Source organism: Nocardia sp. NPDC004860 (genome assembly GCF_040609015.1).
In the GTDB taxonomy this organism is placed as follows: Bacteria; Actinomycetota; Actinomycetes; order Mycobacteriales; family Mycobacteriaceae; genus Nocardia.
On sequence record NZ_JBEXJI010000028.1, the window covers coordinates 68,232 to 83,861 of the forward strand.

Consider the following 15,630-nt stretch of genomic DNA (forward strand, 5'->3'; position numbering starts at 1 on the left):
CGGGAGACGATGAGATGACAACGACGACAACGACATCCGAGACCACGACGGTCGCGCCGCCGCCGGATCGGCTGGCCATTCTCAACCGGCTGGTGGCCCGCCCCGAGGTGGGCGCGCTGCTGGGCGCGGTCGTGGTCTTCGTGTTCTTCGGTCTCGTCACCACGAAATTCCTGAAGCCACTGGGTATTTCGACCTGGCTGGACGACGCCTCCACGCTCGGCATCATGGCGGTGGCGGTGGCCATGCTCATGATCGGCGGCGAATTCGACCTGTCCACCGGTGTGATGACCGCCTCCACCGCGTTGATCACCGGGCTGCTGGCGGTGCACGCGGGCTGGAATGTCTGGCTCGCGCTGGTGGTTTCGCTGGCCTTCGCGCTCACGGTGGGTGCGCTCAACGGGTGGGTGGTGATGCGCACCGGATTGCCGAGCTTCATCGTCACGCTGGGCACCTTCCTGGCACTGCAGGGCCTGAATCTCGGTGTGACGCGCTGGGCCACCGGCACCGTGCAGGTGTCGGGCGTGCGCGGCGCGGACGGATATCAGTCCGCCGGTTGGGTTTTCGCCTCCACCACCAAGATCGGCAATGCCAGCATCCAGGCATCGGTGGTGTGGTGGATCGTGGTCACCGCCATCGCGGCGATCGTGCTGGCGCGCACCCGCTTCGGCAACTGGACCTTCGCGGTCGGCGGCTCGCTGCCCACCGCCCGCGCGGTGGGCGTGCCGGCCACCCGCACCAAGATCCTGCTGTTCATGACCACCGCGTTCGCGGGCTGGATCGTGGGCGCGTGCAACCTGCTGCGGTTCGCCGGCGTGCAGGCCAATCAAGGTGTGGGACTGGAATTCCAGTACATCATCGCCGCGGTGATCGGCGGCTGCCTGCTCACCGGCGGGTTCGGTTCGGTGGTGGGCGCGGCCATCGGGGCGCTCATCTTCGGCATGGCGCGGCAGGGCATCGTGCTGGCGGGCTGGAACAGCGACTGGTTCATGCTGTTCCTCGGCGTGCTGCTGTTCTCGGCCGTGCTGGTCAACAACGCATTCAAGAAGCGGGCGGAAAGGGTACGCCGATGACCGCGACGGACAACGACAGCGCCGGGACCGCGGTGCCGCTCATCGAAACGGCCGGCATCGGAAAGAGCTACGGCGGCGTGGTGGCGCTGCGCGACGTGTCGACGGTGGTGAAAGCCGGTGAGGTCACTTGCGTGCTGGGCGACAACGGCGCGGGCAAATCGACGCTGATCAAGATCCTCGCGGGCGTGCACCAGCACGACACCGGGGAGCTGCGCATCGAGGGGCAATCGATGCGGTTGTCCTCGCCGCGTGCTGCGCTGGACCTCGGCATCGCCACCGTCTACCAGGATCTGGCGGTGGTGCCGCTGATGAGCGTGTGGCGCAACTTCGTGCTCGGCTCCGAGCCGGTCAAGCGCTATGGCCCGCTCGAGCTGCTGGACCGCAGGCAGGCGCAGGACATCGCGCGAAAAGGTCTGGCGGACATGGGGATCGACATCCCCGATCTGGAGCAGCCGGTCGGCACGCTGTCCGGCGGTCAGCGCCAGTGCGTGGCCATCGCGCGGGCGGTGCACTACGGGGCCAAGGTCCTCATCCTCGACGAGCCGACCGCGGCCCTGGGCGTGAAGCAGGCCGGTGTGGTGCTGCGATATGTCGTGCAGGCCCGCGATCGCGGACTGGGCGTCGTGCTCATCACCCACAACCCGCATCACGCCTACCCGGTCGGCGACCGCTTCCTGCTCCTCAAACGGGGCGCCACGCTCGGCAGCTACGAGAAGTCCGCGATCGATCTCACCGAGCTGACCCGGCAGATGGCCGGCGGCGCCGAACTCGAGGCGCTGCAACACGAATTGGAGCGGGTGGTGCCGTGACCGAGCTGGAGGTGCTGACGATCGGCCGGGTCGGCGTCGACCTCTACCCCGAGCAGAGCGGGGTGCCGCTCGCCGAGGTGACGACCTTCGCGAAATTCCTGGGCGGCACGGCCACCAATGTGGCGGTGGCGGCGGCGCGGCTGGGCCGCCGCGCCGCGGTGCTGACCAAGGTCGGGCCGGACGGGTTCGGGGATTTCGTGCGCGACGCCCTCGAAGGATTCGGGGTGTCGGCACGGTACGTGGGGACGGCGGCGGGACTGCAGACGCCGGTGGTGTTCTGCGAACTGAAGCCGCCCGCGGACCCGCCGCTGCTGTTCTATCGCGCGCCCATCGCGCCGGACCTCACCCTCACCGAGGACGAGATCCCCTGGGACGTGGTCGATTCCGTGCCGCTGCTGTGGGTGACCGGGACCGGGGTGAGCGCCGAACCCGGCCGCACCACCCAGCGGGCCATCCTGGAACGCCGGGCCCGGCGCGGGCACACCGTGCTGGATCTGGACTACCGGCCCATGTTCTGGCCCGATGCGGCGACCGCGCGCGCCGAGATCGGCTGGATGGTCGATCACGTGAATGTGGTGGTGGGCAACCGGACCGAGGTGGAGGTGGCGGTCGGCACCGCCGATCCCGACGCGGCCGCCGACCGGCTGCTGGCCCGCGGAGTCCGGCTGGCCGTGGTCAAACGCGGCGCGGAGGGCGTGCTCATCGCCACCGATTCCGAGCGCTGGACGGTGCCGCCGTGCCGGGTGGAGGTGCTGTGCGGGCTGGGCGCGGGCGACGGATTCGGGGGCGCGCTCATCCACGGGCTGCTGTCCGGCTGGGCTCCGCATCGCCTGGCCGCCTACGCCAATGCCGCCGGCGCGCTGGTGGCATCGCGGCTGGCCTGCGCCGATGCCATGCCGACCGATGCCGAGATCGAGGAGATGCTGTGCACCTGAACGACGCGCGGTGGTACGAACTGCTGCACACCCGCGCCACCGACCCCGAGGCCGTCCGGCGCGCCTACGCCGACCGGCGGCGACGCGCGAACCTGCTGTCGGACCGGGGAACCCTGTTCCTGGTGGCGGCCGACCACCCGGCCCGCGGCGCGCTCGGCGTCGGCGCCGACCGCACCGCCATGGCCGACCGCCGCACCCTGCTCGAACGGCTGCTCATCGCGCTGGCCAACCCCGCGGTCGATGGCGTACTCGGCTCGCCCGACATCGTGGAGGAGTTGCTGCTGCTCGACGCCGTGCACGAGAAGATCGTCATCGGCTCCATGAACCGCGGCGGGCTGGCGGGCGCCGACTGGGAGATCGACGACCGCTTCACCGGGTACGACGCCGAAGCGCTGGTGAAGTACCGCCTCGACGGCGGGAAAATGCTGCTGCGCCTGGTCGATTCGGATCCCGGCACCATCCCGACCCTGGAGGCCTGCGCCCGCGCGGTCTCCGAACTGGCCGAACACGGGCTCATGGCCATGGTGGAACCCCTGCCCTACGCCCGCGACGCCGACGGTGCGCTGACCATGCACAAGGACTCCGCCTCACTGCAGCGAGCCATTACCGTCGCCTCCGGCCTCGGGGTCACCTCCGCCTACACCTGGCTGAAAATACCTGCGCCCGACGACGTCTCGGTGCTCGACGCCACCACACTCCCCGTCGTCATCCTCGGCGGTGCGCCCTCCGGCGACCCGGAATCCGATCTCGCCTCCTGGGGTGCGGCCCTGCGCCACGATGTCGCGCGCGGCCTGGTGGTGGGCCGCAGCCTGCTCTACCCGCCGGACGGGGATGTCGCCGGCGCGGTGCAGGCCGCCGCCCAGGTGCTGGAGGCGGCACGATGAGCTCGATGCCGAAGGACCTGCATCGACCGGCCGGAACGCTGGCGGATTCGGGCGATCCCGTGCTGCTGACTCCGGAGGACGCGGGCTGGGCCTACGCCGGGTTGCGGGTGCTGCGGCTGGCGGCGGGGGAGCGGCGGGTGGTGAGCACCGGGGACTTCGAGGCGTTCGTGCTGCCGCTGGCCGGAGCGTGCACCGTGCGGGTGGACGGGCTGGTGTTCGAACTCGCCGGGCGGGATTCGGTTTTCACCCGCGTGACCGACTTCGCCTATGTGCCGCGCGACGCGGAGGTGGAGCTGACGACCGTGGAGGGGATCGAGGTGGCGCTGCCGATGGCGCGCTGCACGAAACGGCTGGACCCGAAATACGGTCCGGCCGAGCGGGTTCCGGTCGAGGTGCGCGGGGCGGGGCGGGCGACGCGGCAGGTCACCAACTTCGGGACGCCGGGCGCGTGGACGCACGCCGACAAGCTGAACGCGTGCGAGCTGCTCACGCCCGACGGGAACTGGTCCTCGTATCCGCCGCACAAGCATGACGAGGCCTCCGAGTGCGAGGTCGTCAACGAGGAGATCTATTACTTCCGCATTGCCGGGCGCGACGGAATCGCCACGGGGCCAGAGGGTTTCGGGATGCACCACATCTACACCGCCGACGGCTCACTCGACGAGACCGTGGCGGTCCGGGACGGCGATGTGTTCCTGGTGCCGCACGGCTATCACGGTCCGTGCACGGCCGCGCCCGGATACCCCATGTACTACCTGAACGTGCTGGCCGGGCCCGCGCCCGAGCGATCCATGGCCTTCTGCGACGACCCCGCGCACGCCTGGATACGGACGGCATGGGCGAGCCAGGCGGCGGATCCGCGGTGCCCGGTCACCTCCCACGAAGGACGGCTCGCATGAAGCTCACGACCGCGCAGGCCCTGGTGACCTGGCTGATCGCCCAGCGCTCGGAAACCCTCGAAGGCGACGAAGTGCCGCTGTTCCCCGCGGCTTTCGGCATCTTCGGGCACGGCAATGTGCTCGGCCTCGGGACCGCGCTGGCCGAGCATCGCGACGAGCTGCCGCTGTGGCGCGGGCACACCGAGGAGGGCATGGCCCTGGCGGCGGTCGGGCTGGCCAAGGCCACGCAGCGGCGGCAGGTCGGGATCGCCACCTCCTCGATCGGGCCCGGCGCGCTGAACATGATGACGGCCGCCGGTGTGGCACACGCGAATCGGCTGCCCGTGCTGCTGCTCCCCGGGGACACCTTCGTCAGCCGCGCGCCCGATCCGGTGCTGCAGCAGGTCGAGCACTTCGGCGACCCGACCGTCACGGTCAACGACGCGTTTCGCCCGGTGAGCCGTTATTTCGACCGGATCACCCGGCCCGAGCAACTGCTCGCGACCCTGCCGCAGGCGGCGCGGATCCTCACCGACCCCGCCGAGGCCGGGCCCGTGGTGCTGGCCCTGCCGCAGGACGTGCAGGCCGAGACCTACGATTTTCCGGACGCTCTGTTCGTGCCGGTCGTCCATCACGTGCCGCGTCCGCGGCCGGATCGGCGCGGCATCACCGAGGCCGCCCGTGTCCTGCGCGACGCGAAGCGTCCCCTGCTCGTCCTCGGCGGTGGCGTCCGGTACTCCGGTGCGGGCGGGCAGGCGCTGGAATTCGCTCAGCGCCACGGGATTCCGGTGACCGAGACGACCGCGGGCCGCACCCTGGTCCCGCACGACCATCCGTTGTACGCGGGACCGCTGGGCATCACCGGGGCGGCGTCGGCCAATACCCTCGCGGCGGCGGCGGACGTGGTGCTGGCGGTCGGCACCCGCCTGCAGGACTTCACCACCGCGTCCTGGACCGTCTTCGCGCCGGAAGTCCGTCTGGTCCACATCAATACCGCCCGCTTCGACGCCGTGAAGCACGGCGCGCTGGCCGTGGTCGGCGATGCCGACGCCACCCTGCGCGATCTGGAACCCGAAGTCGGCGAGTGGCTCGCCGACCCGGACTGGACGGCACGGGCCGCCGCGGTCCGGGCGGACTGGGACGCGCACATCGACAAACTGCGCGCACCGACGCCGGGGACGCCCAGCTATGCGCAGATCGTCGGCGCCGTGAACGATCTCAGCGGCGCCTCCGACTACGTCATGACCGCCTCCGGCGGGTTGCCCGGCGAGCTGGTGGGCGGCTGGCGCGCGGCCGGCGGCGTACCGACGATGGATGTCGAATACGGCTTCTCCTGCATGGGATACGAGCTCGCCGGCGCCTGGGGTGCGGCGCTGGCCCGGGCGCAATCCGGCGCCGCGGAACCGGAGGGTCTGGTCACCACCCTGCTCGGGGACGGCTCCTACCTGATGCTCAACTCCGAGCTCTTCTCCGCCGCCTTCGCCGGGCATCCGCTGGTCGCGGTGGTCTGCGACAACGACGGGTACGCGGTCATCGCGCGACTGCAGCGGGGACAGGGGGCCGAGCCCTTCAACAACTTCTACGCGGATTGCCGCACCAATCACGCCACCCCGCCCCGGGTCGACTTCGCCGCGCACGCGCGGGCATTGGGTTGCGCGGTGTTCACCGCGAGCGAACTCGGCGAGTTCCGCGACGCCTACACCGGCGCGCGCGACGCCGCCCGCACCGGGCAGCGGCCCGCGGTCGTGGTGGTGCGCACCCGCCCGTCGACCTGGACCGAGGCCGGCGCGTGGTGGGAAGTCGGTGTGCCGCAGCATCTCTCGGGCCGCGCCGAATACGACCGGAACAAGCCCGGGCAACTGCGCTACACACGTTCCGGATGATCGACGCCGCCACGCCCGGGCGCTCGGAACTCCGGGCATCCCGCCGGTTGGGGCGACCCGCGCGCCGAATATATGGCAGACTCGGCGCAAACACGCGGACGGTCGCCGATCGGGAAGGCGCGTGCACGGGTTACGGGAGTTTGAAGGTCGCAATGGATCTCAGCGCCATCGAGCGCCAGGTGGCCGCGGATCGCGGGGCCGCGCGGGACCGGACGCCCGAAACCGAGCTGGCACTGGCCACCTCGCTGTGCGAGCTCGCCCGCGCGCTCATGGCCACCAAGAACGACCCGGCCCAGCGGGATCGGTCGGCGTCGGCTCTGGAACCCGCGCAGGAAGCGGTGCTCATCCGGCTGCGCTGGCTCACCGCCGGGCATGTCACCGCGCCCTTCGCCGCCGAGGTGACCGAGGCGCTGCGGTTGTTCGAGCAGGCCGCCCGCACCATCGGGCACCGGGAGCTGGCCACCTCCACCATCCGCAATGCCTGCCAGGCGTATCGGCATGTGGCGCAGAACTATCCGCTCGCGGCGGGCGCGTCCGCGGACGCGCTGTCCAAGTGCAGCGTGTGGCTGTGCCGGCTGGACCCCAAGGCCGCGGTCGCGGCGGGGGAGGACGCGGTGCGCATCCGCGCCGGGCTCTTCGCCGCCGACCCGGAGCAGGCCAACCGCTACCTCGCCTCGTTGAACACCCTGCTGCGCACCCTCATGGTGGGCCGCCAGCGCAAGCAGGCGCTGGCCATGTACCGCGAGTGCTACGCGGGTGTCACCACCCCGGCCATGACGCAGCGGCTGCGCGAAATCCGGGTCGAGGACATCGGATTCACCAGCAAGACCGTCACTGCCCTGCGCAAGCTGGAGTGCGCCACCCTCGAACGCGCGGGCTACCTGACCCAGCAGCAGATCCTCTATCAGACGGCCGGTGATCTGGCCACCATCGAGGAGATCAACTGGCAGCTGGCGCTGGTCGGCCTCAAGCCGATCGCCGCGGGCGCGCTGCCGGACCAGCCGTCCAAACCGGTGGAGATCAGCACCTCCTTCGGCGCGCTGAGCGTGCGCTGCTCCTCGCGCAATGCCGTCACCCTGGTGCGCGCGGCCATCCTCGCCGCCTACACCGCCGACGGCGCGCAACCCGTGCCCAGCTCGGCGTATCTCGGTGTCGACGAAAAGCACTGGAGCACACCCGAACCCGAGTCCAACCGCGCCGAACGACTGGGCGGGGACGTGGTGCTGATCGAGAAGGTCTCCGAGCACTGGGTCTCGGTGAAGAGCCTGAACTGGGAGGTGGCTCCGGTCGGCCGCCACCCGCTGGCGCTGCGGCTGTCGCAGGAGTGGCCGGTTGTCAGCGTCACCACCACCGAGCAGATGTCCTACGAGCTGTGCTGGTACGAAGGCGGCGCCGCCACCCAGTACGCGGCCCTCGGTCTTCCCGCGGCCCAGACGCCGCTCGAAAAGCCGCTGGCCCCCTTGGATTTCAAGGCACTGTCCGACTACGGCGCGGACTACGCCTCCGAGACCCAGGTCCGCTCCGCGTTCGGTAATACCACCATGTTCACCAAACTCACCTGCCTGCCCGGCAGTGGTATCCGCCAGGCCGCCGAGGCCGGGCCGCTCGCCTCGTACGGCTCCAACATCCTGTATTTCCGCGGCGCCGACGAGTAGTCGCGAGCTGTTCGCCACCCCACCGGATATCTCCACGAGGTACCCGGTGCCGGTGCATGTCGTGCTGGGAACTGGTTTGCAAAACTAGAACATGTTCTAATTCGGTCATGAACGGATTCGTGAAGGGTGAGGTCGATCCCGCCTTCCGGGCTGTGCGCGAGGTGTTCGAATCGAGCTTCGCCGACGGGCGGAACGCGGGGGCGGCGCTCGCCGTTTTCGTGGACGGGCAGGCGGTCGTCGATCTGTGGGGCGGCGTGGCGGATGCGCGGGCGAACCGGCCCTGGGAGCGGGACACCCCCGTGGTGACCTTCTCCTGCACCAAGGCCCTCACCGCCACGGCCGCCCTCGCCGTGGCCCACGACCGGGGAATCGGCTGGGATGAACCGGTGACGACCTGGTGGCCGGAATACGGTGCGGCGGGCAAGGAATCGACGACGCTCGCCGACCTGCTGGCCCACCGCGCCGGCCTGCCGGCCTTCGACCGCCCGGTCTCGGTCGAGGAGGCCGCGGATCCGGCGGCCATGGCAGCGCTGCTGGCGGCGCAGGAGCCGATCTGGTCGCCCGGCGCCGAACACGGCTACCACGCGCTGACCTTCGGGTGGCTGGTCGGCGAATTCGTCCGCAGGCACACGGAATCGACGGTCGGCGACTACGTGCGCCGCCACTTCGGCGCGGAGCTGTGGATCGGCGCGCCGCCCCACATCGCGCAGCGGTCCGCGCGCACCGCCTTCCCGCCCGCTCGGGAGATGGCCTGGGCCGACCCCGGGCCGATCGACGCGGATACCGTCACCAGGATGGCCGCCGCCTACCGCGACCCCGGTTCACTCGCGATGCGCGCCTCCACGAATCCCGTTGGCTCGTACAACAAGCCGGAGGTCCTGGCGGGCGGCTGGCCCGCCTCCGGCCTGGTCGCCACCGCTCGCGCGCTGGCCCGCTTCTACAGCGACCTGGTGAGCGGCACGCTGCTGCCCACGGCCGTGTTGCGCGACGCGGTGCGTGAGCAGGTGCGCGGTCCCGACTCGGTGTTGTTGCTGGAGAGCGCCTTCGGGCTCGGATACATGCTCCCGTGTGAGAACTTCATCCTCCCCGGGCCTGCCCGGTCCTCGGCGTTCGGCCACCCGGGCGCGGGCGGCGCACTCGGCCTCGGCGACCTCGACAACCGTGTCGCGATCGCCTTTACCCCGAACCTGCGCCGCGACTGGCTCTCCGGCGATCGCCGCGCCCACGACCTGGTCGCCGCCACCTACAGCGCCCTGTAACCGGCAGGCCCGGATGCCGGATGGCATAAGCCATCCGGCATCCCTGCACGCGGCGCGGTCCGGGCACTCCGTCGGGAAGTCTCGATGGGCGCCGAGCACCTGTTGAGCAGCAAAATGCGCTACGGGTTGAAGTGTACGAAACGGTTTCGTACACTTCAGGGGTCCTGATGATCGGCAGTGCGGGGAGGGCTGAAATGTCCAGTGTTAGAGCGCATCTGATGATGTGCGCGATGCGAGTGCTGTGTGTTCGGCGTGGTCTCGACGGAGACGAGCGGATTCGGCGGTCGATCGCGGCGGATCGACGGAAGGGTCCCGCCGTGCCATCGGCCGCGCTCCGGGCGCGGCTGGACGTGCGGGAGGGCGAGTTCGGGGGACACGGCGTCTATGTCCTGGGTCCGCGATCCGGGCAGCCTCGGCGGCGAGTGCTGTACCTGCACGGGGGCGGGTGGGTGCGGCCGATCACCGACCCGCACTGGGAGACGATCGCGAAACTGGTGGAGCTGCTGGACTGTTCGGTCACTGTTCCGATGTATCCGCTGGCACCCGAGCACACCGCCCGGGAGATCTTCGCGTGGCTGATATCCCTCTATGCCGACCGGGCATCCGGCGACGAGCTGACGCTCATGGGCGATTCCTCGGGCGGCAACCTCGCACTGTCCCTGGCGATGCAGGCCCGCGACCGCGGGCTCCCCGCACCGGCGCGGCTGGTCCTGCTCTCGCCGCTGGTGGACGCGACCGTCAGTGATCCGCGGATCGACGAACTCGACCGGATCGACCCGATCATCCCCGCCCGCGGGCTACGCGTACTGACCCGGATGTTCGCCGGTCATCTCGACCTGAGTGACCCCGTGGTCAGCCCGCTGTTCGGGAGTCTGGACGGCCTGCCCCCGATCGCCCTCTTCAGCGGGACGCGCGAGATCCTCAGCGCCGACGCCCATCGGCTCCGGTCGAAGGCGACAGCGTTGGGCTTTCCGCTGACCTGGCACGAGTATCCGGGGATGCCGCACGTCTGGCCGCTGTTCCCGATTCCGGAGGCGCGGCGGGCGCTCGACGAGATCGCCGCCTTCGTCGTCGGTGCCGGCGGGATCGATCGGGGCCTGTCACGGGTGCCGGGATCAGCGGGGTGAACGAAACCGTGTCGTACTCTTCAGTCGTGGTTCGAGGACAACAGCGTGTCGACGCGATCTTGGCGGCAACCGTGGACCTGGTCGCCGAGCGCGGCTATCCGGCATTGACCATGGACGCGGTGGCCGCGCGTGCCAATGCCAGCAAGGCGACCATCTATCGCCGCTGGCGCAACAAGGCCGAGCTGATCAAGGCGGCGCTGGACGCCCACGACGCCCAGCAGAATGCCGACATCCCGGATACCGGCAGCCTGCGCGGCGATCTGGTGGCGGTGCTGGAAACATTGCGCGACAAGGCGTCCGACCAGATCGCCGCGATGATCGAAGGCCTGATCGCCGCCATGCGTCATGATCCGGAGCTGGCCGCCGCGCTCCGGGAGCACACCGAGAACGAGGAACTGTCCCCGTTCCACGACGCGCTGCACCGCGCGATCGCCCGTGGCGAGCTACCCGGGGACACCGATACCGAACTCATCCACGACGTGGCCGAGGCAATGATCATGCGCCAGTTGCAGATCGGCGCCCCCTTCGATACCGCCTTCATCGACCGCCTCGTCGACGACGTCCTACTCGTCCTACTCCAGCATCGAGGAACCACGCAGTGACCGTTCTGATCGTCGGCGCCGGCCCGACCGGGCTCACCCTGGCCTGCGACCTGGCCCGCCATCACGTCCCGTTCCGCATCGTCGACAAGGCCGCCGGAGTCTTCCCCGGTTCCCGGGCCAAGGGTCTGCAACCGCGCACCCTCGAGGTGTTCGAGGACCTCGGCGTGCTCGACGCCATCCAGGCCGGCGGCGAGCCCTTCCCGAAATTCCGCCTGTACCACGGGCGGGAGGTGGTGTGGGAGCGCACGGTCTCCGAGATGCTCGGCTCCCCCCGCCTCACTGCCTCACCGGCGGTGCCCTATCCCGACACCTGGCTCATTCCGCAATGGCGGACCGAGGAAATCCTGCATGCCCACCTGACCGAACTCGGCGGGCAGGTCGAGTGGAACATCGAAATCATCGGTGTCACACAGGATTCCACCGGCGTCACAGCGCACACTGCGGACGGTGAGATTCGCGCCGACTATCTCGTCGCCGCGGACGGCGGACACAGCACCGTACGGAAGGCGCTCGGCGTCGGTTTCGCGGGCGACACCTTCGAGACCGAACGCACCCTGATCGGTGACGTCCGCGCCGACGGCCTGGATGGCCGGTTCTGTCACATCCTGACCGGGAACGGCGCGGTGGGCGACCGCTTCTCGCTGTGGAACCTGCCGGACAGCGACCACTACCAGTTCGTCGCCTCGATGCCCGCCGACCAGGTGCCGGACCTGACCCTGGACGGGGTGCGCCGGCTGTGCGCGGACCGCTCCGGCCGCACCGACATCCACCTGCACGATCTGCGATGGATCTCGCTGTACCGGGTGAGCGTCCGCATGGTCGACCGGTATCGGGTGGGCCGGGTGCTGCTGGCGGGCGACGCCGCCCACGTGCATTCCTCGGCCGGGGGACAGGGCCTCAACACCGGGGTGCAGGACGCCTACAACCTCGGCTGGAAACTCGCGGCCGTGCAGGCCGGTGCGGACCCGCAACTGCTGGACACCTATACGGCCGAACGAATGCCGGTCGCGTCGGCCGTGCTGGGCCTGACCACACAGCTGCACCGGCAGGACTTCCACGGCGGCGGGGCACCGGCCATCCACCAGCTCGATATCACCTACCGCAACGGTCCGCTGGCGCTCGACGACCGCAGCGAACCGGGCGAGCTCCGCGCCGGGGACCGTGCCCCCGACGGACTCTCCTCCTCCGGCACAAGGCTTTTCGACGCCTTCCGCGGACCGCATCACACCCTGCTGGCCTTCGACGCCCCCACCCCCGACCTCGGCGTCCACGCGATCGCGGTGCCGGTAGGCGAGGGCTACGACGTGGCACCCGGCACCTACGTCCTGGTCCGCCCCGACGGCTATGTCGGCGCGATCAGCGAATCCGCCGAAGTCATCGGAAAATACCTGCGGCGATGACTTCGGGGGGTGCGTTTCCGGGCCACTCGGCACCTTCGCTGCGAGTGCCTGGAACACGCAATTTGTCGCAACTGTCCAGTGCGGATTTCGGTAACAGTGATTCAAGTCACTCATGACCGCTACCCTGTTTTCACCCGGCTGCTCGTGCTGCGTCGCGAAGGGCATTTCGGCTGCACGAAACGCCGTGGAGAGAAAGGCGTCTCGAACATGAGTAGCACATCGACCGCGGTACACCCGGCCGCGGACTTTCCCCCGCCGACGCTGGTCACCGGGCTGTGGCGGCGCAAGCTGCCGCACTATCCGGAAACGCCCGCCCGATCCTGGTATCTGTTCCTCGTTGTCGTCGTGTCGGTCGCGCTGTACTACCAGCTGTTCGTGTCCGGCGCGGTCGGCAACCAGCTGATCGCCTACTTCAATCTGAGCTTCCGGTACTTCGTCGGCATCTTCATCATCGGCGCGGCCTTCGGGGCCGTGGCCTCGGTGGTGACCGGGGTGCTCGACCGGTGGGGGCGGGCCAATATCGTCGCCTACGGCACGGTGATCACCTCGCTGCTCACCCTGTTCGCGCAACCGCAGTGCACGACCAAAGAGGCATACCTGGCCGTCTACTGCATGATCAGCATCGTCGAGGGCGCGGTGCTGGTGGCCACGCCCGCGCTGGTGCGCGACTTCTCGCCGCAGCTGGATCGCGCCTCCGCCATGGGGTTCTGGACCCTCGGCCCGGTGCTGGGCGCGCTGGTCACCACCGAGATCTCCACGCACACCCTCGACGCCCACCCGGACTGGCAGTTCCACTACCGGCTGGCCGGCGTGATCTGCACGGTGATCTCGGTGTTCGGCCTGATCGGGTTGCGTGAGCTCAGTCCGAGACTGCGCGACCAGATCATGGTGTCGCTGCGCGACAAGGCGCTGATCGAGGCACGGGCGCGCGGACTGGATGTCGAGGCGCTGGAACGCAATCAGTGGAAGCAGATGATGCATCTCGACATCGTCGGCTCGGCGCTGGCCATCTCGATCTTCCTGGCGTTCTTCTACACCATCGTCTCGTTCCTGCCGGTCTATATGGCGACCAACTTCGGCTTCACCGCCGCACAGGCCAATTCGCTGGGCAACTGGTACTGGATCGCCTCCGCCATCTCACTGGTGCTGACCGGCATCGTGTCCGACGCGATGAAGGTGCGCAAACCGTTCATGGTCTTCGGCGCGATCATCAGCATCATCGGTTGCTACCTGTTCCTCAGCTACACCGACAAACCGGGCACCGACTACTACACCTTCGCGGCAGTCATGAGCTTCACCGCCGTCGGCACCGGCATCGCCTACTCCACCTGGATGGCGAGTTTCACCGAGACGGTGGAGAAGCGGAATCCGGCGGCCACGGCGGTCGGGCTCGCGGTGTGGGGCGGCGTGCTGCGGACCGTAGTGACGTTCGTGCTGCTGGGTCTGCTGTTCGTGGTCACCGCCGCGGGCACGCTGGTGAACTACGGACCGCGGCTGCAGACCATCAATGCCAAGTACCACGAGGAGATCGCCACCATCCAGACCGTCGGCGCGGATACGCTCACGGCCCTGGGTAAGAATCCGAACGACGAAGCGGCACAGGTCGCCGCGCTGGTGAAGCTGACGGGCGATTCCGCCTCGGATGTGAAGACCACCGTCGAACTCAATGCCAAGTACCCGGACGAGCTGGCCACGCTCCAGGCGATCGACACACAGGTCCTGGTGAAGCTGATGACGAACCCGAACGATCAGGCGAGCGCGGCGACCGCGGTCGGCCAGGTCGCGAAGAAGTTCAATATCCCGCCGGATCAGGCCATCGCCCGGATCGCCGCCGCGCAGAAGGTTCCGGTCGATCAGCTCGCGGTGGCGTCTCAGACCGGACCGGCCCTGACGGCGGCGAGCGCCAAGCTCGAGGCCGTGAGCGCCATGCCCGCCGACGATCTCGCCTATCTGTCCGCGCACGGCCAGGACGTGAAGCAGGCCCAGATCGACTCGCCCAAGCAGTGGAAGCGCTGGTGGTGGATCTGCCTGGTCGCGCAGATCTGCTTCATCCCGTTCGTGTTCATCATGGCCGGACACTGGAGCCCGAAGAAGGCGGCCGAGGAGGCGGCCGAGCACGACGCGGCCGTGGAGCGTGAGCTGGCGACCATGACCGAGTAGGCGGAAACCGTGCAGGCCCCCGCCCATGAAGTACAGTTATTGAAGTGACGAATCCGGTAGCCGCGACCTTCGATCTGCTCGGTGATCGCCTGACGCTGACGATCCTGCGGCACGCCTTCGTCGACCATGCGCGCCGGTTCACCCAGTGGGCCGATCGCACCGCAGCGCCGCCGGCCGTGCTCTCCGCCCGGCTGGCGGCGCTCGTCGATGCCGGGGTGCTGGTGCGCACGCCGCGGCCGGGCTCGGCCGATCGCTACGAATACCGGCTCACCGACCTGGGTTTGGCGACCTGGGAGATCCTGGTGTGCGTCTGGTCGTGGCAGCGGGAGTGGACGGCCGAGTGGGCGCTGCTGCCGGAGTTCACGCACACCCGGTGCGGGCATCGCGGCCCGCCGGTCGTCATGTGCCGGGGCTGCGGCCGCGACGTCACCGCCCACGACACCGAGGTGGAACTGGATCGGGATGCGCTGTGGCGCCTCACCTCCGGCCGCCGGCGCTCGGTGCGGGCGGCCACGCTCGCCCGCGGCGACGCGCGTTTCGACGAGATCATGGAGGCCATCGGCGACCGGTGGAGCGCGGCGGTCACCGGGCTGGCCCTGGCCGGGGCGCGGCGGTTCTCGGATTTCCGTGCGGCACTGGGCATCTCGCCGACCACACTCACCGAACGGCTGGCGCGCCTGGTGGATGCGGGCATCCTGCAGCGGCCCGAGCCGGACGGGCGCGACTATCGGCTGACCCCGCGCGGGCGGGCGCTGTTCGGGGTCTTCGCCTTCCTGCTGGCCTGGTCCCGGCGCGCACATCCGGAAAGCCCGGAAGCGGGGCTGAGCCTCCGGCACAAGGAATGCGGCGCGGTGCTGGTCCCCGCGCTGCGCTGCCGGGGCTGCGCGGCCGTGCTCGGCCGGCGGGACGTGCGCTTCGAGCCGCCGGCCGAGCGCTCGGCTCTTGACAGCCCTCAGTGAGACGCGTAT

The 15,630-nt window shown here is 69.7% G+C and carries 13 protein-coding genes; all 13 read left to right on the forward strand.

Annotation, left to right across the window (positions count from 1 at the left end; all coding sequences use genetic code 11):
- Window positions 1–14: 14 nt before the first annotated feature.
- Window positions 15–1,070 (forward strand): ABC transporter permease, encoded by a 1,056-nt coding sequence (locus ABZV44_RS35665; RefSeq protein ID WP_354846406.1) that lies wholly within the window; start codon window positions 15–17, stop codon window positions 1,068–1,070.
- The gene (locus ABZV44_RS35670; protein ID WP_354846409.1) at window positions 1,067–1,879 is read left to right on the forward strand and encodes an ATP-binding cassette domain-containing protein; all 813 of its coding nucleotides are present in this window, start codon (window positions 1,067–1,069) and stop codon (window positions 1,877–1,879) included. The genes ABZV44_RS35665 and ABZV44_RS35670 overlap by 4 nt, the downstream gene beginning before the upstream one ends.
- A complete protein-coding gene (gene iolC / locus ABZV44_RS35675; RefSeq protein WP_354846412.1) occupies window positions 1,876–2,814 on the forward strand; it encodes a 5-dehydro-2-deoxygluconokinase in 939 nt (312 codons plus the stop codon). Before ABZV44_RS35670 ends, iolC begins: the two co-directional genes overlap by 4 nt.
- Complete coding sequence (locus ABZV44_RS35680) at window positions 2,805–3,698, forward strand: aldolase (RefSeq protein WP_354846415.1); 894 nt, start codon at window positions 2,805–2,807, stop codon at window positions 3,696–3,698. The genes iolC and ABZV44_RS35680 overlap by 10 nt, the downstream gene beginning before the upstream one ends.
- A gap of 5 nt (window positions 3,699–3,703) precedes the next feature.
- A complete protein-coding gene (gene iolB, locus ABZV44_RS35685; protein ID WP_354846533.1) occupies window positions 3,704–4,597 on the forward strand; it encodes a 5-deoxy-glucuronate isomerase in 894 nt (297 codons plus the stop codon).
- The gene (gene iolD, locus ABZV44_RS35690; RefSeq protein WP_354846418.1) at window positions 4,594–6,459 is read left to right on the forward strand and encodes a 3D-(3,5/4)-trihydroxycyclohexane-1,2-dione acylhydrolase (decyclizing); all 1,866 of its coding nucleotides are present in this window, start codon (window positions 4,594–4,596) and stop codon (window positions 6,457–6,459) included. Before iolB ends, iolD begins: the two co-directional genes overlap by 4 nt.
- 152 nt (window positions 6,460–6,611) lie before the next feature.
- Window positions 6,612–8,114, forward strand: a complete 1,503-nt coding sequence (locus ABZV44_RS35695; protein ID WP_354846421.1) for a hypothetical protein — start codon at window positions 6,612–6,614, stop codon at window positions 8,112–8,114.
- Between the two features lie 107 nt (window positions 8,115–8,221).
- Window positions 8,222–9,373 (forward strand): serine hydrolase domain-containing protein, encoded by a 1,152-nt coding sequence (locus tag ABZV44_RS35700; RefSeq protein WP_354846424.1) that lies wholly within the window; start codon window positions 8,222–8,224, stop codon window positions 9,371–9,373.
- Window positions 9,374–9,690: 317 nt separating this feature from the next.
- The gene (locus ABZV44_RS35705; RefSeq protein ID WP_354846427.1) at window positions 9,691–10,500 is read left to right on the forward strand and encodes an alpha/beta hydrolase; all 810 of its coding nucleotides are present in this window, start codon (window positions 9,691–9,693) and stop codon (window positions 10,498–10,500) included.
- Between the two features lie 26 nt (window positions 10,501–10,526).
- Window positions 10,527–11,102, forward strand: coding sequence for a TetR/AcrR family transcriptional regulator (locus tag ABZV44_RS35710; RefSeq protein ID WP_354846430.1), 576 nt, complete (start codon window positions 10,527–10,529; stop codon window positions 11,100–11,102).
- Window positions 11,099–12,502, forward strand: a complete 1,404-nt coding sequence (locus tag ABZV44_RS35715; protein WP_354846433.1) for an FAD-dependent monooxygenase — start codon at window positions 11,099–11,101, stop codon at window positions 12,500–12,502. The genes ABZV44_RS35710 and ABZV44_RS35715 overlap by 4 nt, the downstream gene beginning before the upstream one ends.
- Before the next feature lie 207 nt (window positions 12,503–12,709).
- Complete coding sequence (locus tag ABZV44_RS35720) at window positions 12,710–14,662, forward strand: MFS transporter (protein WP_354846436.1); 1,953 nt, start codon at window positions 12,710–12,712, stop codon at window positions 14,660–14,662.
- 44 nt (window positions 14,663–14,706) lie between these two features.
- Window positions 14,707–15,621: a helix-turn-helix domain-containing protein gene (locus ABZV44_RS35725; RefSeq protein ID WP_354846439.1), complete on the forward strand. Its 915-nt coding sequence runs from the start codon at window positions 14,707–14,709 to the stop codon at window positions 15,619–15,621.
- Window positions 15,622–15,630: the final 9 nt, after the last annotated feature.